This is a genomic window from Arthrobacter sp. FB24 (assembly GCF_000196235.1).
Lineage (GTDB): Bacteria > Actinomycetota > Actinomycetes > Actinomycetales > Micrococcaceae > Arthrobacter.
This window is the reverse complement of record NC_008541.1, coordinates 3,188,229-3,208,081: the sequence shown is the minus strand read 5'-3', so window position 1 is coordinate 3,208,081 and position 19,853 is coordinate 3,188,229. Positions and strand designations below refer to the sequence as shown.

General features: G+C 65.9%; 20 protein-coding genes. 14 read left to right on the top strand and 6 right to left on the bottom strand.

Going from position 1 to position 19,853, the window contains the following annotated elements; translation table 11 throughout:
* Positions 1-86: 86 nt before the first annotated feature.
* The gene (locus ARTH_RS14480; RefSeq protein WP_156810677.1) at positions 87-827 is read left to right on the top strand and encodes an ArsR/SmtB family transcription factor; all 741 of its coding nucleotides are present in this window, start codon (positions 87-89) and stop codon (positions 825-827) included.
* Positions 824-1,063 (top strand): hypothetical protein, encoded by a 240-nt coding sequence (locus ARTH_RS14475; RefSeq protein WP_011692690.1) that lies wholly within the window; start codon positions 824-826, stop codon positions 1,061-1,063. The genes ARTH_RS14480 and ARTH_RS14475 overlap by 4 nt, the downstream gene beginning before the upstream one ends.
* Positions 1,064-1,118: 55 nt before the next feature.
* Here the strand turns inward: ARTH_RS14475 and ARTH_RS14470 are convergent, their stop codons facing one another.
* Positions 1,119-1,622 (bottom strand): Lrp/AsnC family transcriptional regulator, encoded by a 504-nt coding sequence (locus ARTH_RS14470; RefSeq protein WP_011692689.1) that lies wholly within the window; start codon positions 1,620-1,622, stop codon positions 1,119-1,121.
* Between the two features lie 132 nt (positions 1,623-1,754).
* On the opposite strand from ARTH_RS14470, the gene ARTH_RS14465 reads away from it, so the two are divergent.
* Positions 1,755-2,918, top strand: a complete 1,164-nt coding sequence (locus ARTH_RS14465; RefSeq protein WP_198011513.1) for a trans-sulfuration enzyme family protein — start codon at positions 1,755-1,757, stop codon at positions 2,916-2,918.
* On the opposite strand, the gene ARTH_RS14460 is transcribed toward ARTH_RS14465, so the two are convergent.
* Positions 2,915-4,174, bottom strand: coding sequence for an MFS transporter (locus ARTH_RS14460; RefSeq protein ID WP_011692687.1), 1,260 nt, complete (start codon positions 4,172-4,174; stop codon positions 2,915-2,917). The genes ARTH_RS14465 and ARTH_RS14460 overlap by 4 nt on opposite strands.
* A gap of 97 nt (positions 4,175-4,271) precedes the next feature.
* On the opposite strand from ARTH_RS14460, the gene ARTH_RS14455 reads away from it, so the two are divergent.
* A complete protein-coding gene (locus ARTH_RS14455) occupies positions 4,272-5,255 on the top strand; it encodes a LysR family transcriptional regulator (protein ID WP_011692686.1) in 984 nt (327 codons plus the stop codon).
* Positions 5,256-5,288: 33 nt separating this feature from the next.
* Here the strand turns inward: ARTH_RS14455 and ARTH_RS14450 are convergent, their stop codons facing one another.
* On the bottom strand, positions 5,289-6,338 hold the full coding sequence (locus ARTH_RS14450) for a nitronate monooxygenase (protein ID WP_011692685.1): 1,050 nt from the start codon (positions 6,336-6,338) through the stop codon (positions 5,289-5,291).
* Between the two features lie 35 nt (positions 6,339-6,373).
* Between ARTH_RS14450 and ARTH_RS14445 the strand changes: the two genes are divergently transcribed.
* Positions 6,374-7,348 (top strand): N-acetylglucosamine kinase, encoded by a 975-nt coding sequence (locus ARTH_RS14445; RefSeq protein WP_011692684.1) that lies wholly within the window; start codon positions 6,374-6,376, stop codon positions 7,346-7,348.
* Positions 7,349-7,406: 58 nt separating this feature from the next.
* Here ARTH_RS14445 and ARTH_RS14440 read toward each other — a convergent pair whose 3' ends face one another.
* On the bottom strand, positions 7,407-8,498 hold the full coding sequence (locus tag ARTH_RS14440) for a pirin family protein (protein ID WP_011692683.1): 1,092 nt from the start codon (positions 8,496-8,498) through the stop codon (positions 7,407-7,409).
* A 349-nt stretch (positions 8,499-8,847) separates the two neighbouring features.
* Here ARTH_RS14440 and rsgA point away from each other — a divergent pair, with 349 nt between their 5' ends.
* The 7 genes from rsgA (at position 8,848) to ARTH_RS14405 (ending at position 16,057) form a co-directional block, all read left to right on the top strand.
* Entirely contained in the window at positions 8,848-10,011 is a 1,164-nt protein-coding gene (gene rsgA, locus ARTH_RS14435) for a ribosome small subunit-dependent GTPase A (protein WP_442853000.1), read from the top strand.
* A gap of 235 nt (positions 10,012-10,246) precedes the next feature.
* Positions 10,247-11,344, top strand: coding sequence for an ABC transporter ATP-binding protein (locus ARTH_RS14430; protein WP_011692681.1), 1,098 nt, complete (start codon positions 10,247-10,249; stop codon positions 11,342-11,344).
* Positions 11,344-12,054 (top strand): ABC transporter permease, encoded by a 711-nt coding sequence (locus tag ARTH_RS14425; RefSeq protein WP_011692680.1) that lies wholly within the window; start codon positions 11,344-11,346, stop codon positions 12,052-12,054. Before ARTH_RS14430 ends, ARTH_RS14425 begins: the two co-directional genes overlap by 1 nt.
* Positions 12,051-12,797, top strand: coding sequence for an ABC transporter permease (locus ARTH_RS14420; protein ID WP_011692679.1), 747 nt, complete (start codon positions 12,051-12,053; stop codon positions 12,795-12,797). Before ARTH_RS14425 ends, ARTH_RS14420 begins: the two co-directional genes overlap by 4 nt.
* Complete coding sequence (locus tag ARTH_RS14415; protein WP_011692678.1) at positions 12,794-13,750, top strand: ABC transporter substrate-binding protein; 957 nt, start codon at positions 12,794-12,796, stop codon at positions 13,748-13,750. Before ARTH_RS14420 ends, ARTH_RS14415 begins: the two co-directional genes overlap by 4 nt.
* Positions 13,751-13,877: 127 nt before the next feature.
* Entirely contained in the window at positions 13,878-15,098 is a 1,221-nt protein-coding gene (locus ARTH_RS14410) for a pyridoxal phosphate-dependent aminotransferase (protein WP_011692677.1), read from the top strand.
* A 104-nt stretch (positions 15,099-15,202) separates the two neighbouring features.
* On the top strand, positions 15,203-16,057 hold the full coding sequence (locus ARTH_RS14405) for a polyphosphate kinase 2 family protein (RefSeq protein ID WP_011692676.1): 855 nt from the start codon (positions 15,203-15,205) through the stop codon (positions 16,055-16,057).
* A 38-nt stretch (positions 16,058-16,095) separates the two neighbouring features.
* Here ARTH_RS14405 and ARTH_RS14400 read toward each other — a convergent pair whose 3' ends face one another.
* Positions 16,096-16,326 (bottom strand): exodeoxyribonuclease VII small subunit, encoded by a 231-nt coding sequence (locus tag ARTH_RS14400; RefSeq protein WP_011692675.1) that lies wholly within the window; start codon positions 16,324-16,326, stop codon positions 16,096-16,098.
* Positions 16,327-16,391: 65 nt separating this feature from the next.
* Positions 16,392-17,678: an exodeoxyribonuclease VII large subunit gene (xseA, locus tag ARTH_RS14395; protein ID WP_011692674.1), complete on the bottom strand. Its 1,287-nt coding sequence runs from the start codon at positions 17,676-17,678 to the stop codon at positions 16,392-16,394.
* Between the two features lie 186 nt (positions 17,679-17,864).
* On the opposite strand from xseA, the gene ARTH_RS14390 reads away from it, so the two are divergent.
* Together ARTH_RS14390 and ARTH_RS14385 are read left to right on the top strand one after the other, a co-directional pair.
* Entirely contained in the window at positions 17,865-18,737 is an 873-nt protein-coding gene (locus ARTH_RS14390; protein WP_011692673.1) for a hypothetical protein, read from the top strand.
* A gap of 9 nt (positions 18,738-18,746) precedes the next feature.
* Complete coding sequence (locus ARTH_RS14385; RefSeq protein ID WP_011692672.1) at positions 18,747-19,826, top strand: 4-hydroxy-3-methylbut-2-enyl diphosphate reductase; 1,080 nt, start codon at positions 18,747-18,749, stop codon at positions 19,824-19,826.
* Positions 19,827-19,853 lie beyond the last annotated feature (27 nt).

The following is a 19,853-nucleotide window of genomic DNA, read 5'->3' as shown; positions in this document are numbered from 1 at the left end:
GACGTCGGCATGCAAAGAAACTATTGCAAACAAATCATTGCAAAGAAACGCTTGCAAAGGTTTCTTTGCAAGCGTATTTTTGATGCATGGACAGTTCACCGGACACCGCACCAACCCGGCCCCCTGGGGGTTCAGTGGCCCCGGCCCCCCAGGCTAAGCAGGATGCGCCATTTCCGGTTCGCCGGGTCGATACCGCGTCACTGAAGGCGCTTGCGCACCCGCTGCGTGTGCAGATCCTCGAGATGCTCTCCCGCTACGGGGCGCAAACGGCCTGCAGCTTGGGCGAACTGCTTAACGAATCCAGCGGATCCACCAGCTATCACCTTCGGCAGCTGGCAAAGCATGACTTCGTCCGGGAGGTTGAGGGCAAGGGCACCGCCCGGGAGCGCTGGTGGGAACGCCCGCGCGGAGCCATCCAGATCACCTCCCCGGAACTGGCAACATCTCCGGCCACGGAGGAAGCCTCCCGGCTGGTCACCCGCGAGTTTGAACACAGCAGGCAGGCAGTCCTGGCGGACTTCATGGCACACGGCAGCGACAGCCTTGATGCCGCATGGCTCCACGCGGCCCTGATCAGCACTGCGAATGCGCGGCTCACGGCGGACCAGTTGGCGAGGTACACCACCGCCCTGGAAACCTACGGCCACCGCCTGCTGGAGGACATCAGGAATGAAGGCGAGCAGGAAGGCGCCCGCCCGGTCCAGATCCACCTGAACGCCTTTCCCATCCTCGGCGTTCCCGCATCAGCGGGAGGCCGGGCCCGCACGTCGCGGAACCCTGAACCTCAGAACACACAACCGGAAAGTCCTGAAAGGAAAGTGCCATGAGCACAGTATCCGCCACCGGATCAGCTGCCTGCAGCCTGTACCGCAGGCCCACCTTCGCCGAGTCGGCTGCGGCAGGATTGGGTACGGCGCTGGTCCGCTGGGCTGAACGCCGGCGGGTCATTCTCTCCGACTGGGCCGAACGTGAACGCGCTGCCACGCTCCGCCGGGAGCAGCTGGATGTCCTTCGCAGCGACGTCATGGGCGCCGCGCACTCGGGGCTCTACATCTGGCGCTAGCGGCGAGTCCCGCCGCCGGACCATGAGACCCGGCCGGACTGCCCGCTCGACGCGTTCAGTCGGGCAGCGGCCCGTGGTTGCCGGGGATGTGTTCGAACACCAATGTGGTTTCGGTGTGGCCCACAACGGGATCGGTCGCCAGGTTGTCCAGGACCCAGTCGCGAAGGTCCTCGGTAGTGGCCACGGCAATGTGCAGCAGGTAGTCCACTGACCCGGACGTGTGGAAGGTGGACAGTACGGCCGGGAGCCGGGGCACCCGTGACGTGAACCGGTCGATTTGTTCACGGTCGTGGGCGCGGAGCCGGACGGCGATGAGTGCCTGGACGGACCGTCCGATGGCGGACAGGCTCAGTTTCGCTTCGAAGCCCTGGATGATGCCGCGTTCGGACAGTGCGCGCGTGCGCATGAGGGCCGTGGACGGGGCAATGCCCACGAGCTCGGCCAGCTGCTTGTTTGAGATCCGGGCGTCGTCCACGAGGGCCGCCAGCAACCGCTCGTCGATGGCGTCCAGCGGTTCGGTTCCCGTGCCCAGCCGAATATTCTTCGCACCGCTACTCACAGCGCCTCCTCATATTGTTATGCGTTCATCATAAACTCCAGTTTCCGGCAGTTCCATTCGTAAGCCCTATGAAACTCCGAATTATTGCCAGAGACTTGCCGGATTCAATGGCGAATAATTCAAAGGAGTCTCGTGCTTTCTCCCGATTCACTGGCTGTCCATGCAGGCCGGGCCGGCCTCACCGAACAAGGCGTGCATGCCGTGCCGATTGACCTCTCCACCACTGCGCCGCTTCCGTCGGTCCACGACGGCGGCCTGGCCTATGAACAAATGGCCACCGGCGGGATGCCCCTGGAAGGCCAGAGCACCGTCTACCAGCGTTTGTGGAATCCCACGGTGGCCCGCTTCGAGGAGGGCGTGGCCGTCCTGGAGGGTGCGCCCGAGGCGGTGGCCTTCGCCACCGGGATGGCGGCCCTTTCGGCTGTCCTGCTCGCGACTGTGGCTGCCGGCAGGAAGCACGTGGTGGCAGTCCGCCCGTTGTATGGCGGGAGTGACCACATCCTCGCCTCGGGCGTCCTGGGCACCGAAGTGACGTTCACGACGGCGGACGGTGTTCGCGATGCCCTGCGTCCGGACACGGGACTGGTGATTGTGGAGACGCCCGCCAACCCCAGCCTGGAGCTTGTGGACATTGCGCAGCTCGCCCGTGACGCTGACGGCGTCCCGCTCCTGGTGGACAACACCTTCGCAAGCCCGGTGCTCCAACAGCCCCTCGCTCACGGGGCCACGCTCGTGTTGCACAGCGCCACCAAATTCCTCGGCGGCCACGGGGATGCGATGGGCGGTGTGGTTGCGGCTCCGGTGGAGTGGACCACCAGGCTCCGCCAGGTCCGTGCCGTGACAGGCGGAATCCTGACTCCCTGGCCGGCCTATCTGCTCCACCGCGGGCTGGCCACCTTGCCGGTGCGCGTCCGGGCGCAGCAGGCAACCGCCCACAAGGTTGCTGCTGCCCTGGCCGGACACGGGCTCGTGAAAGCCGTCCACTACCCGGGGCTTCCGGAGTGCGACCCGCTGGGTCTGGTGGGGACGCAGATGTCCGGCCCCGGCTCGCTGCTCGCGTTTGAACTGGCCAGCGCCGAGCACGCCGAACGGGTGCCGGCGGCGGTCCGGATGATCACCCACGCCGTGTCCCTGGGCGGCATCGATACCCTCATTCAGCACCCGGCCGGACTGACCCACCGGCCCGTTGCCGCCGGGGCCAGGCCGCGTGCGAGCCTGCTTCGATTGTCCGTGGGGCTGGAGGACGTCACGGACATTGTGGCGGACCTTCTGCAGGCAGTCGAAGGAACGCGCTAGCCGGCCGGATTCCCCTGCCCGGAGGCCGGCTGACCGGGGCCTGACGCAGGATGCACGACGGCGGTGATCACAGCCGTCGTGCATCCCAGCCCGATGACCGTCAGGGCGAGCGCCGTCCAGCCGAAGGACTGGAAGACCAGGCCGCCCGCCCACCCGATTGCACTGGAGCCAAGGTAGTAGGCAAGGTTGTACAGCGAGGCGGCCTGAGCCCGGCCGGTGGTGGCGATCCCTCCGGTCCAGCCCGCCCCGATGCTGTGCGCCGCAAAGAATCCTCCGGTGAAGACCACAAGGCCGGCCAGGATCAGGATCAGCAGTTGCGTCAATGTCAGCGCCAGGCCAATGACCATCAGCAGGATTCCGGCCAGCAGAATGGTCCGGCGTCCGAACTTAAGCGTGAGGGCGCCGGCCAGCCTGGAGGTCACCGTCCCGGACAGGTATGCCACGAAGATAAGGCTGATCACGGTGGCCGGCAGCCCGAACGGATCACCGGACAGCCGGAAGCCGAGGTAGTTGTACACGGCCACGAAGCCGCCCATCAGCAGGAACGCCTGCACATAGAGGGCCAGCAGGCGGGGACTGCGCAGGTGGCCCGCCAGTATCCTTGCGGCCCCGCCGAATCCGCTGGCTGGTGCGGGCGTGAAGCCGCGGGCCTTGGGCACCAGGACCAGGAACAGGACGGCAGCGACGGCGGCCAGGACGGAGACGGCCAATGTGGCCGCCCGCCATCCCCACAGCTCCGCGACGGGGCCCGCAACCAGCCGTCCCGCAAGGCCGCCCAGCGTGGTTCCCGCGACGTAGCTTCCGGCGGCCATGGCGGCGTGCGCCTTGTGCACTTCCTCATTCAGGTAGGCAATGGCGATCGCCGGTATCCCGCCGAGCGCCATGCCCTCGAGCAAGCGGAGCCCCAGGAGCATGGGAAACGTGGCGGCCAGGGGAACCACCAGGCCCAGGACGGTCGCGGCCGAGATGCCCAGGGTCATGGCCCGGACCCTGCCGATCCGGTCAGCCAGGAAGGACCACGGGATGACCGTGACGGCCAACCCCACCGTCGCCAGCGAGATGGTCAGCGCGGCTTCGGCCGCCGAGATCTGCAGGTCCGTGGCCATGATGGGCAGCACGGCCTGGGTGGAGTAGAGCTGGGCGAATGTCGCCACCCCGGCGAAGGCCAGCCCCGCGAGCAGCCTTCCGTAGGCGGCCGAGCCCTTCGGATGGCCTGCCCACGGTCCGGTTTGTGGCGTGTCCTGCGTTGACATCATGTGCACTAAGCCAGCGTAGGTCGCCGAATGGCATGCTTCCAATGCATGATTTACATAGAACAAATGCTGAAAACGGATCAATCTCAGGGAGGCCGCGATGGATATCGAGCACAAGCAGCTGGCTCAGTTGCTGCCGTTGCTTCCCGTCCTGTCCGAACTTGGCCGGACGCAGCACGTGACGGAAACGGCGGAACTGCTGGGCATGCCCCAGTCCACCGTCAGCCGGGCTCTCGCCCGCGCCAGTGCCGTGGTGGGCACTGAACTCCTGATCCGGGACGGCAGGGGAGTGCGGCTGACGCCGGCAGCCAAGGCGCTGCTGCCCTACATCGATGCGGCACTTAACGAATTCCGGACCGGGCTGGACCTGGTGCGGCACGAATCCGAGGTGGTGCGGGGAAGGATCGCCGTGGCGTTCCAGCACACCTTTGGCGAGGCGACGCTGCCGCTCCTGATCAATGCGTTCCACCACCGCCACCCGCAGACCGCCTTCGACCTCAGCCAGGGAGCCCGGGACGGCTGCCTGGCGGAACTCGCGGCGGGAACCGCTGATCTCGCCTTGACGGCGCCCGTCGCCCCCGCGGGCCGCAACATCGGCTCGGCCGCCCTGTATCGGGAGCCCCTGAGGCTGGTGGTGCACCATGAACACCGCCTGGCCAGGCGGAAGAGCGCCCGGCTTGCGGACATCAGACAGGACCCGTTCGTGGCCATGGGGCACGGATACGGCATGCGCTCACTGACGGACGCACTGTTCCGCGAGGCCGGTTTCCGCCCGCGCATCGCCTTCGAAAGCCAGGATTCCCACACCGTCCGAGGGCTGGTGTCTGCCGGACTGGGTGTCAGCATCCTCCCTCCGGGAGGCCAGGCTCCGGGCCGGACAGTGACTGAGCACACCGGCAACCTTGGCTGGGTGGAGGTGCCGTTGACATCAGGACTGGCATTCCGTGAAATCGGCCTGGCATGGCGTGAACGGCGCGGCGGCCACGAGGCCGAGGCCGATCAGGTCAGGCTGTTCAGGGAAATGGTCCTGACCGAGGGGCCGGGGCTGCTGGCGGGACTTATCCGCGCGCGTTCAGGGGGCTGATCTGATCCGCCCGCTTCTGAGGGGCCGATCAGTTCAGGAAAGGGCCGAACCCGCAAGTATCCCGTTGATGACGTCCGAGACCGGACCGGCGCCAGCCTTCCGCCATCCGGTTCCCGCCCACAGGTTCAGCCTTTCCGGATCACCCGCCGCGGCGGCTGCTGCACGGATCGGAGCGGTGAGATGGTGGAGGGCCGGGTACCCTTCCGGTGCGTCATCGTGGTCGCGGACGAACGAATTGACCAGGGCACGCGCCTGCCTGCCGGTGAACGCACGGGTCAGTCGTGTTTCCGTGAAGCTTTGGCTGGCGAGGGCGTCCTTGTGGAGCTGGCGGGCGCCGCTTTCGTCGCTGCGCAGAAATGCCGTACCCAGCTGGGCTGCCGTTGCGCCGGCGGCCAACACCGAGTCGAGGCCGGCGGAATCCATGATTCCGCCGGCCGCCACGAGGGGTACGCCGACGGCGGTGCGCACAGCGGCGAGCAGCTCCGCCGTCGTCGCGGGGCCGGGGGAGCCCGTGGTGCTTTCCCGGGCCAGGAAGGCGGCGCTGTGGCCGCCGGCGCTGCCGTGCTGGACCACAAGGATGTCCGCTCCGCGCTCCACGGCCAGCGAGGCTTCCGCCGGGCTGGTGACCGTGGCAATGATCGTGGAACCGGCGCGCTGGAGCGCGCGCACTTCGGCCTGCTCGGGGAACCCGAACGTGAAGCTGACAAACTCCACGGGATCCGCCAGCAGGGCGTCGATCTTGCCCTGCCACTCGTCGTCGTCGTCGAGGCGCAGCCCGGGAAGGGCCACCCCGTACCGCCGGGCGTCCGGCTCGAGGCTCTGCCGGTAGTTCTCCAACTGTTCCCTGACAGCTTGCGGGGAATTGAGCTGCGTCCGGTCGGGAACGAAGAGGTTCATGCCGAAGCGCGCCCCTGCGGAGCGCACCTCGCTGATGTCGGACTGCATGGCAGCCACGGTTTTGTAGCCCGCGGCCAGGAAGCCCAACCCGCCTGCCCGGTGCGCGGCCCGCACAAACCGGGGCGTCGATGTTCCCCCTGCCATGGGTGCGGCGATGATCCGTGTACCGAAAATGGTGCCCGTCATTCCTGCTCCTTGTGGTGACTCAGTAGTCTGTTCACGTGACTAATTCTGACAACCTGCCGGCAACGGATTCTGTTCCTTCCCCCGGCGGGCTCCCCGCCGCGACGTCCGCGGCACCTCCCGCTACGATCCCCGGCGCCGTAATCGGCCTGGACATCGGCGGCACCAAAACGCGCGGCGTCCGCTTCGAGGACGGGAAGGCCGTGGCCGATGAAAGCGTTGGCAGCTCGAACGTGCAGAACGTCAGCCGTGAGGAAGCGGCACTGCACTTGGCGGAGCTGTTCGCAAAGATCGGCGGAGGCGCGGTGTCCCAGGTCTACGCCGGGGCCGGCGGCATCGACACGGACGAGGACGCGGCCGCACTCTCGGCTCTGATCGCGCCCCATGTGCCCGGCGCCAGGATCACAGTGGTCCATGACTCCCGGCTGCTGCTGGCGGCCGGCGGGGCGAGCACCGGGGTAGCTGTCATCGCGGGGACCGGCTCTGCCGCCTGGGGAAAGAACGACCAGGGCGAGGAAGCGCGGGCAGGCGGCTGGGGCTACCTGCTCGGAGACGAAGGCAGCGGCTACTGGCTGGGCCGTGAAGCTGTCCGGCACAGCCTCCGCCGCATGAACCAGGGCTTGGAACCCGACGAACTCACCACTGCCCTGCTGCGGTCGTGCAACATAGACGACCCCAACAAGCTCATTGCGCTTTTCCACTCACCGGAGACCGGCCGGCGCTACTGGGCGCAACGAGCCCGGCTCGTGGTGGAGGCGGCGGACGCGGGCCACGCCGCCAGCCAGGCGCTTGTCGAGCAGGCAGGCAGGGACCTCGCCGGACTGGCCGCCCAGGCATTGCGGAAGCTGGGCATCCGGGGCCCGGTGATCCTGGGGAGCGGCCTCGGCATGAACGTGGCCAGGCTGCAGGATTCCTTTAAGCGGAGCCTGGCCGCCGATGGCGTCACGGATGTGCGGGTCCTGGAGCAGGATCCCGTCTTCGGTGTCCTGCAACTTGTGGCTGAACAGGGATAGCCCCTGCCCTCAGGGTTCAGTGCGCCCGTCAGGCGGGTCCGTCACGTGCATGGGGGCGTCACGAACGGGTGCGGGGCCGGAGCCGGACACCCGGCAGGGGAGGCGCCGGGATGCGCCCGGCCTCGACCCCCGCATCGGGTCCGTGACCGCGGACCAGTCCGAACCGGGAGCCCTCGGCTAACGCGTCCGGAAGGTCTGCCTGGTTCTCCCAGTCCTGGCGGGCCTGTGCAACCTCATCATGGGTCCTGCCCACGAAATTCCACCACATCAGCAACTCTTCCTGGAGCGGCTCCCCGCCCAGCAGGATGAAGCGCGTGTCGGGCAGGGCCTCGACTTCCAGCAGGCGGCGGCCGATCCCGAGGTAACCCAGTGGGCCGGGTGGCACATCCTGCCCGTCGAGGGTGAGGCGGCCGTCAAGGACCAGCACCGCGTGCTCGAACTCCGGGTCGAGCGGCAGGGCGACGGGTCCGGAGCAGCTGACGTCCACGCCGACAATCGGGGAATACATCGTGGCCGGCGAGGACTCTCCCGCGAAATTTCCCACCATTACCGTTGCGGTGAATCCGTCTCCGGTGACTTCCGGGAGATCGCGGTGCTGCTCGAAGGCCGGGTCCCTGTGGCGTTCGCCGTCCGGAAGGGCGACCCACAACTGGAGGCCGCGCTGAAGGGGCAGTTCCGCCCCGGCGCCGGAATCTCCCGCCGCAACGGTCCCGGCGCCGGACGGCCCGGCGCCCATCGTTTCACCGGGGGAAGGCCGGTGCGGCAGTACGGCGAACTCGGAGTGCGAGACGCCCCGGCCGGCGGTCATGATGTTGAGCTCTCCCGGACGCACGATCACATCGCTGCCCACGCTATCGCGGTGCCTGATGTTGCCGGCCAGCGGCCACGTCACAGTCTGCAGGCCGGTGTGCGGGTGCGGCAGCACGGACATGGCCACCCGGTCCGGGCCGAAGCTGTCCAGGAAGCACCAGGCGCCGACGGTGGGCAGGCCCCGTTGCGGAAGCGTCCGGAAGACGTTCATGGCCCGGACTCCGCCGAGCGGAACCTCCCGTGCGGGCCACAACTGGAGGCACGGACCGTTTCCGGCGGATCCTCCGGGCAGTCCCGGCGGGCACACTTCTTCAATGGGGCTTACTTCAAGGTTCGTCACAGACCAACTCTAGGCCGAACAACCGGTTGCCGGCAGGCGGGCAGGCAACCGTAGATGAACGCGGGACGGCCTGACCCCTAGCCAAGCCGGGCTGGACGGTTTAGCCTTGAAAAGCCGCCGGCAGATGCGCCCGGCGAAGCACACGGCATGACATCAAGAGTCATGACCGCGGACACTGGGAGGTGGAGACGATGACTGCATTAATCCTGCGCGCCAAGAGCGCCAGCAACGTCATTATTCCTGCCCCGGACACAAGCACGTCCTGACCCGCAGCAGCTGATTCAAGCAGCGGAGTCCGTGCCAACGGGGCCTCACCAGAGGTTCTTTAGTGAAAACAACTCCAGGTCACCTGCTGACCGCAAAAGATTCAACACCCACCCACTCAGTTTCAACGCTGGCCGGTCCCGTGCATTACGGTTTCACAGCTCGGACGGCAGCACTTTTCGACGCCCATCCCGCCCCCGGCGGGGAGAGCCCCGGACGGGTGGTCCGCGTTGACCGGAACCGGGTCCTTGTTGCCGGGGCTGCGGAGCTCCTGCACCTGCCCTACCCGGCCCACGGCGAGATCCCTGCCACCGGCGACTGGGTGTGGCTCGGCTCCAACACGGCGGGGGAGCCGGCCGTCATCGCTGTGCTGCCGCGTCAGTCGGCGCTGAGCCGCAAGCGCGCCTTCGAAGCGTCGTCGGAGGCCCAGGTCCTGGGCGCCAACGTCGATGTGGTGGGAGTCGTGGTCCCGGTGGACCGGCCGCTCACCCACAACCGGCTGGAGCGGACGCTGGTGGCGGCCTGGGACTCGGGGGCCACCCCGCTGGTGATTGTCACCAAAGCGGACCTTGCCGACATCGCGGACGACGTCGTCGGAAAGGTCATCCTGCAGGCCGCCGGCGTAGCTGTGGTCACCACCTCGGCGGAACAGGGCGACGGCCTCGACGAACTGCTCGGACACGTGCCCGCCGGCGGGACGCTGGTTCTCCTGGGGCCCTCCGGCGCCGGGAAGTCCACGCTGATCAACGCCCTCGCCGGGCACCACGCGCAGGACGTTGGGCCCGTCCGGTCCGGCGACGGCAAAGGCAGGCACACCACCACCTCCCGCGAACTTGTGCCGCTGCCCGGGGGAGCTGTGCTCATGGACACCCCCGGCGTGCGCGGCTTCGCGCTTTTCGACGCCGACGACGGAATGGGGGAGATGTTCGGTGACCTCGAGGAGCTGTTCGGCCGGTGCCGCTTCGCCGACTGCGCTCATGATCGGGAGCCCGGCTGTGCTGTCCAGGCAGCGCTCGCCGACGGGACGCTGGAGATCCGCCGATGGGAGAGCTACCTCAAACTCCAACGCGAACTGGCGGCGCTCAACCGCCGGCACGACGCGGCAGCCCGGCGGGCGTACCAGCGGGAATGGCACCAGAAGGTGGTAGTTGCCGGCAAGAGCCAACGGGCGGCCGAGCGCTACGGGCACGAAAAGGGCGCAGACCGCGCCGGCGGCGAGGGAAAACGGGGTAAACGGAAGCGCAGCTGACGCGCGGACGAGGGTCGACGGCGGTGCCGGGTCGCGGCGGATCGAGCAAGCCGGCGCCGCCACCCATCCAAAAGGCGCAGGTCACCGAATGCTTACGGTAGCCGCGGCACCGCTGACTTTGTCCGGGCCGCTGGTTACGCTGTGTATTACCTGCTTTACAGCCGAAAATCAGCAAGCTTATGATCTTCCGGCTTGACCGTCCGATGTTGCCGCCAACAGTTAGGTAAGCCCGGAAATGGCTGAAGCCATGATCGAATTCCAGAGCGTCACCAAGCAGTACCAGAGCGGGCAGCCGGCCGTGGACAACCTCACCATGTCCATTGACAAGGGCTCAATCACGGTCTTCGTCGGGCCCTCAGGCTGCGGCAAGACCACCTCCCTGCGGATGATCAACCGCATGGTGGAGCCCACCTCCGGCACCATCACCGTGGACGGTAAAGACGTCACCTTAGTGCCCGCCGCGCAGCTGAGGCGGTCCATGGGCTATGTCATGCAGTCCTCCGGGCTCATGCCGCACCGCTCGGTTCTGGATAACATCGCCACGGTCCCGCGGTTGAATGGCGTCCCCAAGGCCGAGGCTCGCAGGCGCGCCGAAGAACTGCTCGACGTCGTCGGGCTGGCGTCGGTGCTCGGCAGTCGCTACCCCTCACAGCTGTCCGGCGGACAGCAGCAGCGGGTCGGAGTGGCGAGGGCGCTGGCGGCTGACCCGCCCGTGCTGCTAATGGACGAACCGTTCAGCGCGGTGGACCCAGTGGTGCGGGACGAACTGCAGCAGGAGCTCCTGCGGCTGCAGCGCGACCTCGCCAAAACCATCGTTTTCGTCACCCATGACATTGACGAAGCCACCGTGCTTGGGGACAAGGTTGCTGTTTTCGCCACCGGAGGAAAACTGGCTCAGTATGCCACCCCTGAGGAGATCCTCAGGGCTCCGGCCAACGACTTTGTGGCCTCGTTCGTGGGCAAGGACCGCGGGTTCCGTCACCTGGCGTTCAGCCCCTCCGACGCCGTCACCCTCCATGACGTTCCGACGGTCAGCCGCAGGGAACTGGAGGCCGGTGCTGCCGGATTGGGCGGCGACTGGCTGCTGGTACTGGATGCGGAGTCCCGCCCGCTCGGCTGGACAAGCCCCGGTGCCGGCTCCGTGCTGATACCCGGCGGTTCGCTTTTCCGGAAGGGGGACACGCTCCGGCGCGCCCTTGACGCAGCGTTGTCCTCACCCTCGGGTTTGGGCGTCGCCGTGGACGCGGACGGCAGGCTCGCCGGAGTCCTTAAGGCGGACGAGGTGCTCGCTGTCATCGAATCGGCCCGGCTGGTCCGGCAGGGTGCCCTCTGATGGAATGGTTCCTGGCCAACAGCGGACGGGTGTTCGAGCTCGCCGGCCAGCACCTCGTGCTTGCCATCGTGCCCATGGTCCTTGGCCTGGCGCTCTCGATTCCGCTGGCCCAGTTCGCCCGGCGAAACAGGACGCTGCGCTCCGTGGTGGTCACGGCCACGTCCCTGCTCTACACGGTCCCGTCCCTTGCCCTGTTCATCATTCTGCCGTCAATCCTGGGGACCAGGGTCCTTGACCCTGTCAACGTGATCGTGGCCCTCACCATCTATGCCGTGGCGCTGCTGGTGCGCGCCGCGCTCGACGCCTTCGATTCCGTGGACGAAGATCTCCGGCAGGCCGCCGTCGCCATGGGGTTCAAGCCGGGCGCGCGCTTCCTCCAGATCGATCTCCCGCTCTCCCTGCCGGTGCTGTTCGCCGGGCTGCGGGTGGTGTCCGTCAGCAACATCTCCCTGGTGAGCGTGGCGGCCCTCCTGGGAATCGGCAACCTCGGCATGCTCTTCACCTCGGGCCTCCAACGGGGCTTCATTACCGAAGTCGTGGTTGGGATCATTGCCATCCTGGTGCTGGCACTTTTGATGGATGCGCTCCTTGTGCTCCTGGAACGGCTGCTGACGCCGTGGACGAGGGCCGCCGGCAGAACGGACAAGGCTGCCCTCCCTTCGGCGGCCGAGCGGCTGTCCGACGTCCGGGCGGGAGGTGCGGCGGCATGAGCAACGTTTTCACGGACACCTTCGCCTGGCTGGGCGACCCCCTGCACTGGGCAGGAAGCTCAGGCATTCCGGCAAGGCTGGCTGAGCACCTGCAGTACACGGGACTGGTGATGCTGATTGCCACCGCCATAGCCGTCCCCATCGGCCTCTATGTCGGCCACACCGGGCGCGGCCGGGTGGCGGTGGTTGCCTTGGCCGGCGCTCTGCGGGCATTGCCCACCCTGGGCCTGCTGACCCTTTTCGTGCTCCTGGCCGGCATCGGCCTGATGCCTCCTATCTGGGCCCTAGTGATCCTCACGGTCCCCCCGCTGCTCGCGGGCACCTACGCCGGGATTGCCAGTGTGGACCGGAACGTCGTGGACGCAGCCCGGGCCATGGGCATGACCGAACTGCAGGTGCTGTTCCGGGCGGAATTTCCCAACGCACTGACGGTGATGTTCGGCGGATTCAGGACCGGTGTGCTCCAGGTGATCGCCACCGTCTCAGTGGTGGCCTACATCAACCTCGGGGGACTGGGCCGGTATCTCTTTGACGGACTGGTGTTGTCTGATTTTCCGCAGATGCTGGGCGGCTCGCTGCTGATAGCAGCGCTGGCCATCACCGTCGATCTGCTGCTCGCTGTTTTCCAGAGGCTGTTCCTGTTCCGGGGAGCCTCTGCCATGCCAGGCCGGAGCCAGCAGGCCCCGGTTGATCTCACAGGCCCCGTGCCCGCGGAGCCTGTTGTTCAAGGAGGTACATCATGAAGGAAACCAACCCTAGTATCCTGGGCCGCCGCGCTTTCGGCGGCCTGGCCGCCGGCGTCGGGCTGGCCCTGGCCCTGTCCGCGTGCGGCGGCGGTTCTGATCCGCTCGGAAGCGCTCCGGCCACGGGCGGTTCCGGCTCGGGTTCAGCGCTGGTGATCGGATCTGCTGACTTCCCCGAGAGCCAGATCATTGCTGAAATCTATGCCGGTGCCCTGAACGCGGCCGGCGTGACCGCAAGCACCAAGCCAAACATCGGCTCGCGCGAGGTGTACTTCAAGGCTGTCCAGGACGGCTCCGTGGACGTTATTCCCGACTACAGCGGTAACCTGCTGCTGCATGTGAACAAGGAAGCCACCGAGGTTTCGGCGGAGGACATTTACAAGGCGCTCCCGGCCAAGCTCCCGGAGGGACTGGCCGTCCTGGAAGCGTCCAAGGCCGAGGACAAGGACGCCATGGTGGTGACCAAGGCTACGGCGGAGAAGTACCAGCTCAAATCGATCGAAGACCTCGCGAAGGTCTGCAGCGAGCTTGTCGTAGGAGCTCCGGCCACCTTCGCAGAGCGCGCCTATGGCCTGCCGGGATTGAAGAAGAACTATAGCTGCGAACCCAAGAAGCTGGAACCGTTCAGCGACGGCGGCGGCCCGATCACCGTCAAGGCGCTGCTCGAGGACAAGGTGCAGGTCGCTGACATCTACACCACCACGCCGGCCATTGCCGACAACGACCTGGTGGTCCTGGATGACCCCAAGAACAACTTCATCGCCCAGCAGGTCCTGCCGCTGTACAACAAGGCCAAGATGACTGACAAGGCCAAGGAAGCGCTCAATTCCGTTTCCAAGATCCTCACCACGGAGGACCTGATCAACCTCAACCGCGCAGTCAGCGGCACGCAGAAGCAGAATCCGAAGGACGCAGCGGCGGCCTGGCTCAAGGACAAGGGCCTGGTTAAGTAGCTCAAACCAGCCAACACGAGTCCGACGGCGCCTGCCGGACCTCACAGGGTCCGGCAGGCGCCGTCGCCGTTCTCCGTGTGAGTCAAGTCTCAGCGGAAGTACATCCTCCATATGGCATATTTGATGGATGGCAGAATTCAAGCAGTCCACCAAGCTTCATAATGTCCTCTACGACATCCGTGGACCGATTCTTCAGGCCGCCCAGCAGATGGAGGCAGAGGGTCACCGGATCCTCAAACTGAACATCGGAAACCCGGCACCGTTTGGTTTTGAAGCGCCGGACGCGATCCTGGTGGACATGATCCGCCATCTGCCGCACGCCCAGGGCTACAGTGACTCCCGGGGCATATTCTCCGCCCGGACGGCAGTGTCGCAGTACTACCAGACCCGCGGTATCCAGAACATTCACGTGGACGACATTTACCTCGGCAACGGCGTCAGCGAGCTCATCACCATGTCGCTCATGGCGCTCCTCGACGACGGCGACGAGGTTCTGATCCCCACGCCCGACTACCCGCTCTGGACCGCCTCCGTCGCCCTCGCAAGCGGTCGCCCGGTGCACTACCTCTGTGATGAGGAGTCCGGCTGGCAGCCGGACCTGGAGGACCTCGAATCCAAGATCACCCCGCGAACCAAGGGAATCGTGGTGATCAACCCGAACAACCCCACCGGTGCGGTGTATCCCGAGGAGACCCTCAAGAAGATTGTGGCCCTGGCTGAGAAGCACGGCCTGGTCCTTTTTGCGGATGAAATCTACGAGAAGATCCTGTACGAGGACGCTGTCCACGTGAACCTGGCCGGACTCACCGGCGACGACGTCCTGTGCCTGACCTTCAGCGGGTTGTCCAAGGCATACCGCGTGTGCGGGTACCGGGCCGGCTGGATGGCGATCTCCGGGCCAAAGAAGGACGCGGCCGACTACCTCGAAGGCATCAGTCTCCTTGCAAACATGCGCCTGTGTGCCAACGTGCCTGCCCAGCATGCCATCCAGACGGCATTGGGCGGATACCAGAGCATCAATGATCTGATCCTGCCAGGGGGCCGCCTGCTGGAACAGCGGAACAAGGCCTACGACCTGCTCAACGCCATCCCCGGCGTCAGCACGCAGCAGGCCAGGGGAGCGCTGTACCTGTTCCCGAAACTGGACCCCGAGGTCTTCCACATCCGGGACGACGAAAAGTTCGTCCTGGACCTGCTCCGTGAGCAGAAGATCCTCGTTTCCCACGGCCGCGCCTTTAACTGGGTCCGTCCGGATCACTTCCGGATGGTCACCCTGCCCAACGTGAAGGATATAGAAGAAGCAATCGGCCGTATGGGGGACTTCCTGAGCCGGTACCAGGGGAACTAGCCTGATGGCAGCAGCGCCGCCCGGGTTTCCCGGGCGGCGGCAGCCGGACGCGGCCGCGAGGAAGCGGAGCTCCGGACTGGCGGAACATCGGCGGAAGGCTTCACATGTCAGGACTCGAAACGTTCAACGAACACCCGTCAGGAACCCTCGCGGCCGGTGACGGATTCAGGCTGTCCGACGTCGATCCGGATTCCACGCCGGGGTACCCTGGCGGCAAATCCGACGGACAGGCCCTCCTGGCCGAACTCGACGGCAAACTTGCCACCCTCCAGGAGCAGTTGTTCGCCGAAGCTAAGTTCGGCGGCACCAAGCGCGTCCTGCTGATCCTCCAGGCCATGGACACCGCAGGGAAGGGCGGCATTGTGGCTCACGTGGTCGGCGCCATGGACCCGCAGGGTGTGCAGCTCAAGGCGTTCAAGGCGCCCACCGATGAGGAAAAGTCTTACGATTTCCTCTGGCGGATCGAAAAGGAAGTACCCGCGGCCGGCATGGTGGGCGTCTTTGACCGCTCCCACTATGAAGATGTGCTCATCCACCGCGTCCACGGCTGGGCCTCCCCGGAAGAGCTGGAGCGGCGCTACACGGCGATCAACGAATTTGAAGCCAGGCTTACGGCCAGCGGAGCCCGAATAGTCAAGGTGATGTTGAACATCAGCCGGGACGAACAGAAATCCCGCTTGCTGGCCCGGCTGGACGATCCTTCGAAGCACTGGAAGTACAGCAGCGGTGACCTGAAGGAGCGTGCCTTCTGGGATGACTACATGGCCGCATACCAGGCGGCATTCGACAAGACGCATACCGAAGTGGCGCCCTGGCATGTGGTCCCGGCGAACAAAAAATGGTACGCGCGCATCGCCGTGCAACAGCTGCTGCTCCAGGCCATGGAAGACCTCCACCTTGAATGGCCCGTTGCGGAATTCGACGTCGCGCTCGAGCGCAGCCTCGTGGAAAGGTCCTGACGGACCACGCCCGGGACCCGGATCCTAGGACTCCGGACTTAGGACTCCGGACCGGCCTGGTTCCGGGCGGCGGCCAGCCGTTTGCGCGCGCCTTCCAGCCACTCCTCACATCGTCTGGCAAGGGCCTCGCCCCGCTCCCACAGCGCGAGGGAGTCCTCCAGGCTGGCGCCGCCGGCTTCCAACTTGCCCACCACGGCCACGAGCTGCTCGCGGGCCTCTTCGTAGCTCAGCGCTTCGATGTCTGCGTTCGGGTTGTGTTCTGCTGCCAATGTGTTTGCTCCCTGCTGGTGATGAGTGGATGGGCGCTGCCGGGATGTCCGGAGCTGGGCTAGTTTCAGCTATCTGAAATCCGTTGACCGCCCGTGGACCGGGCGGAAAAGGACCCGCCGGCAACGCGTACGAAAAGATCCGAGCCCTCCGGAGCCTGCGAAGGGTGCCGAACGACTGCAAGCGGCTCGTCCTCGGCCCGGGCCGTCCCCGAAACCTGCACCACGGCGTAGCCCCGATCCAGAGTCTGCTGCGGCGAGAGGGAGCGCACCTGGCTGCGGAGATGGAGGATCTGGTCAGCCCCTCTCAGCACTGCCGTGCTAATGGCTGCACGGGAGCGGCTGCTGAGCCGTGCCACGTCTTCGGCACGGGCGCTGACCATGACCTCCGGCGCGGCGAGCACGGGCCTTGAATGCAGGGAAGCCAGCCGGTCGGACTCCCGCTCCACCAGGCGGTGCACTCCGCGCCGGAGCTGGTCACGTGCCTGCCGTACCCGGTCAAGTTCCTCAACGACGTCAGGAACAATCCTCTTGGCGGCGTCCGTGGGCGTGGAAGCCCGGAGGTCAGCGACGTCGTCGAGGATGGGACGGTCCGCTTCGTGGCCGATCGCGCTGACCACCGGCGTCGAGGCGTTGGACACTGCCCTGATCAGATCCTCATTGCTGAAGGGGAGGAGGTCCTCAAGCGCACCGCCGCCCCGGGCAATCACAATGACGTCAACATGCGCGTCGGCATCGAGGTCCCGCAACGCACCCATAATCTGGGAAACAGCGGTGTTTCCCTGCACGGCAACTTCCCGGATCTCAAATTCGACCGCGGGCCACCGGAGGGCGGCATTGCGCAGCACGTCCTTCTTGGCGTCGGAATCACGTCCGGTGATCAGACCGATCCGATGGGGGAGGAGCGGGAGGCGTTTTTTCCGGGAGTCCGCAAAGAGCCCTTCCATGGAAAGCGCGTGGCGGAGCCGCTCAATCCGCGCCAACAGGTCTCCCAGCCCCAATGGCCGGATGTCCTTCACCGACATGTTGAGGCGTCCGGTCTTCAGCCAGAACTCGGCTTTCAGGAGGGCCACAACCCTGGAACCCCGTTCCAGGGGAACGTCCTGGCGATCCAGCACATTAGACCAGATGGACGCAGGCAGCGAAATTTCGGCGTCTACGTCCCTAAGTGTCATGAACGCGCTGCCGCCGCGGCGGTTCAATTCAATGACCTGGCCTTCGACCCAGGCGGAGGGAGTCCGGTCGATGTGGGCCTTGAGCTTCTGGGACAGTAGCTGCAGGGGCCAGGGATTATCCGGGCTCGTCTCAGCAGCCGTGGCAGGAACCGTGGTGGCCGCGGGCACGTTGTCAGGCACGGTCGGACCCTGACGGGAAGGGAGCCTTGGGCATGGGAATCCTTTGCGGGTGGCAGTGCATCAAAAACGGACTGGCATCAAACCGAATCAACTCTATCCATAGCTCTACCACTGTCGGCCGACATTTTTTCTTCCCCGCCGGCACCCCTAGGATGGCAGTACCGCCAACCACAACCGAGGACTCCCTTGCGCACCTTTGTCTCCGCTGCCGCCGTTATCCTTGGGCTGCTGCTGGCCGCCGTCGCCGTTCCAGCGATCTGGGTTGACCGGAACATTGTGCAGGAGGACGGCTTCGTTTCCCTCGCCGCTCCCTTGGGCAAGGACACCGTCTTCCAGGAACGGCTGGCTTCGGCAGCAGTTGGCAGCATCGATCCGGCCGGCCGCATTCCTGAGCCGTTCACGGAACTGGTGCAGCCGATCCTCGACTCTGCCGCCAAATCCCTGACGGCGCTCCCCGGCTATCCGGCAGCCTGGGAGGAGACGCTGAGGAAGAGCCACCGGCTTAATTTCCCGTCTTCCGGGGCCGCCTCGCCCGAGACGGAACCTTCCACGTCCCTCACCCTGGATGTGGCGCCCCTGGTTGGCCTGCTGACCAAACAGATCTCGGAAGCAATGAATGTTCCGTTGGACGCGCCGGATCAGACGCTGATCAACATAGGACAGCCGAGCCAGCGTCAACTCGTGGACCAGGTTTCGGCGTACGCACCGATGGGCTGGCCGGTGGCTGCAGGCTCCGCCATCGCCTTCCTGCTGGGCCTCATTGCCGCACGCCGCCGCTGGACTGTGCTGGTGGGCACGGGAGCCGGGGCGTTGGTGCTCGCGGCATTTTGGAAACTCGGCTCGGACGCGGCCGGACTCGCGGTGGGCGGAACAGCCAGCGGTAACGAGGTGGCGGACATCTTCAAAAGCGAATTCGTGGCGGCATCCTCCGAACGGTTCGGGCAGTGGATCTTGGCGGCACTCATTGCCGGCGCAGTCCTCATCGTGGCGGGTGTCATTCTCCGCGTCGTTGCTGGTGCCGTCGGAGCGGGCACCGGACGCGACCAGCGTTCCCGGTAGCATTGAACAATGACCACCTCAGCTGTCTCCATCCCCATGCCGTCAATTCCACGCAGGCGCCGATCGCCTGAGGACGTGCTGGCTGCGGCCCCGGTGCCCGGACCCAAAAAAGTGCTTCTCGCAGCTCCGCGCGGCTACTGCGCCGGAGTTGACCGGGCAGTCATTGCAGTTGAGAAGGCACTGGAACACTATGGTCCGCCCGTGTACGTCCGTAAGCAGATCGTTCACAACGTTCACGTCGTGAGCTCGCTTGAGGAGAAGGGCGCCATCTTCGTTGATGAGACCGATGAGGTCCCCGAAGGTGCGCTGGTCATCTTTTCGGCCCACGGGGTATCGCCCGCAGTGGTGCAGTCGGCAGAAGACCGTGGCCTGCGGACCATTGATGCTACCTGTCCGCTGGTCACCAAGGTCCACCGGGAAGCCGTCCGATTCGCCAAGGACGACTTTGACATCCTCCTCATCGGCCACGACGGCCACGAGGAAGTTGAGGGCACGGCCGGTGAAGCTCCTGAGCACATCCAGATCATCAACGGACCGCACGAAGTGGATAAGGTGACGGTCAGGGATCCTGAAAAGGTCATCTGGCTGTCGCAGACCACACTGAGCGTGGATGAAACGATGGAAACAGTCCGGCTGCTGAAGGAACGCTTCCCGACGCTGCAGGACCCGCCCAGCGACGACATCTGCTACGCCACCACCAACCGCCAGGTGGCTATTAAGAAGATCTCCCCGCAGGCCGACCTGGTCATCGTGGTGGGTTCGGCCAATTCCTCCAACTCCGTCCGGCTCGTGGAAGTTGCACTGGAATACGGTGCCAAGGCGTCCTACCGCGTCGACTTCGCCAACGAAGTGGATGAGGCCTGGTTCGAGGGCGTCGCCACGGTTGGCGTCACCTCCGGCGCATCGGTTCCGGAGGTGCTGGTCAAGGATGTGCTCCGGCTCCTTGCGGACTACGGCTACGGCACCGTGGAGGAAGTGGTCACAGCGGAGGAAGACCTGCTCTTCTCCTTGCCCAAGGAGCTTCGCGCAACGCTCAAGAAGTCCGGCGACGTGACCCGCGCCCTCGGCGGACGAGGCGCGCGGGCCTGACGCACTCCCGGCTGGTTCCTGTCCGGC

Bases quoted from the DNA above. Each gene is read 5' to 3' on its own strand.
- ARTH_RS14480 (WP_156810677.1), top strand. From the start codon at position 87: ATGGACAGTTCACCGGACACCGCACCAACCCGGCCCCCTGGGGGTTCA.
- ARTH_RS14475 (WP_011692690.1), top strand. From the start codon at position 824: ATGAGCACAGTATCCGCCACCGGATCAGCTGCCTGCAGCCTGTACCGC.
- ARTH_RS14460 (WP_011692687.1), bottom strand. From the start codon at position 4,174: ATGATGTCAACGCAGGACACGCCACAAACCGGACCGTGGGCAGGCCAT.
- ARTH_RS14455 (WP_011692686.1), top strand. From the start codon at position 4,272: ATGGATATCGAGCACAAGCAGCTGGCTCAGTTGCTGCCGTTGCTTCCC.
- ARTH_RS14450 (WP_011692685.1), bottom strand. From the start codon at position 6,338: ATGACGGGCACCATTTTCGGTACACGGATCATCGCCGCACCCATGGCA.
- ARTH_RS14430 (WP_011692681.1), top strand. From the start codon at position 10,247: ATGGCTGAAGCCATGATCGAATTCCAGAGCGTCACCAAGCAGTACCAG.
- ARTH_RS14425 (WP_011692680.1), top strand. From the start codon at position 11,344: ATGGAATGGTTCCTGGCCAACAGCGGACGGGTGTTCGAGCTCGCCGGC.
- ARTH_RS14420 (WP_011692679.1), top strand. From the start codon at position 12,051: ATGAGCAACGTTTTCACGGACACCTTCGCCTGGCTGGGCGACCCCCTG.
- ARTH_RS14415 (WP_011692678.1), top strand. From the start codon at position 12,794: ATGAAGGAAACCAACCCTAGTATCCTGGGCCGCCGCGCTTTCGGCGGC.
- ARTH_RS14410 (WP_011692677.1), top strand. From the start codon at position 13,878: ATGGCAGAATTCAAGCAGTCCACCAAGCTTCATAATGTCCTCTACGAC.
- ARTH_RS14405 (WP_011692676.1), top strand. From the start codon at position 15,203: ATGTCAGGACTCGAAACGTTCAACGAACACCCGTCAGGAACCCTCGCG.
- ARTH_RS14385 (WP_011692672.1), top strand. From the start codon at position 18,747: ATGACCACCTCAGCTGTCTCCATCCCCATGCCGTCAATTCCACGCAGG.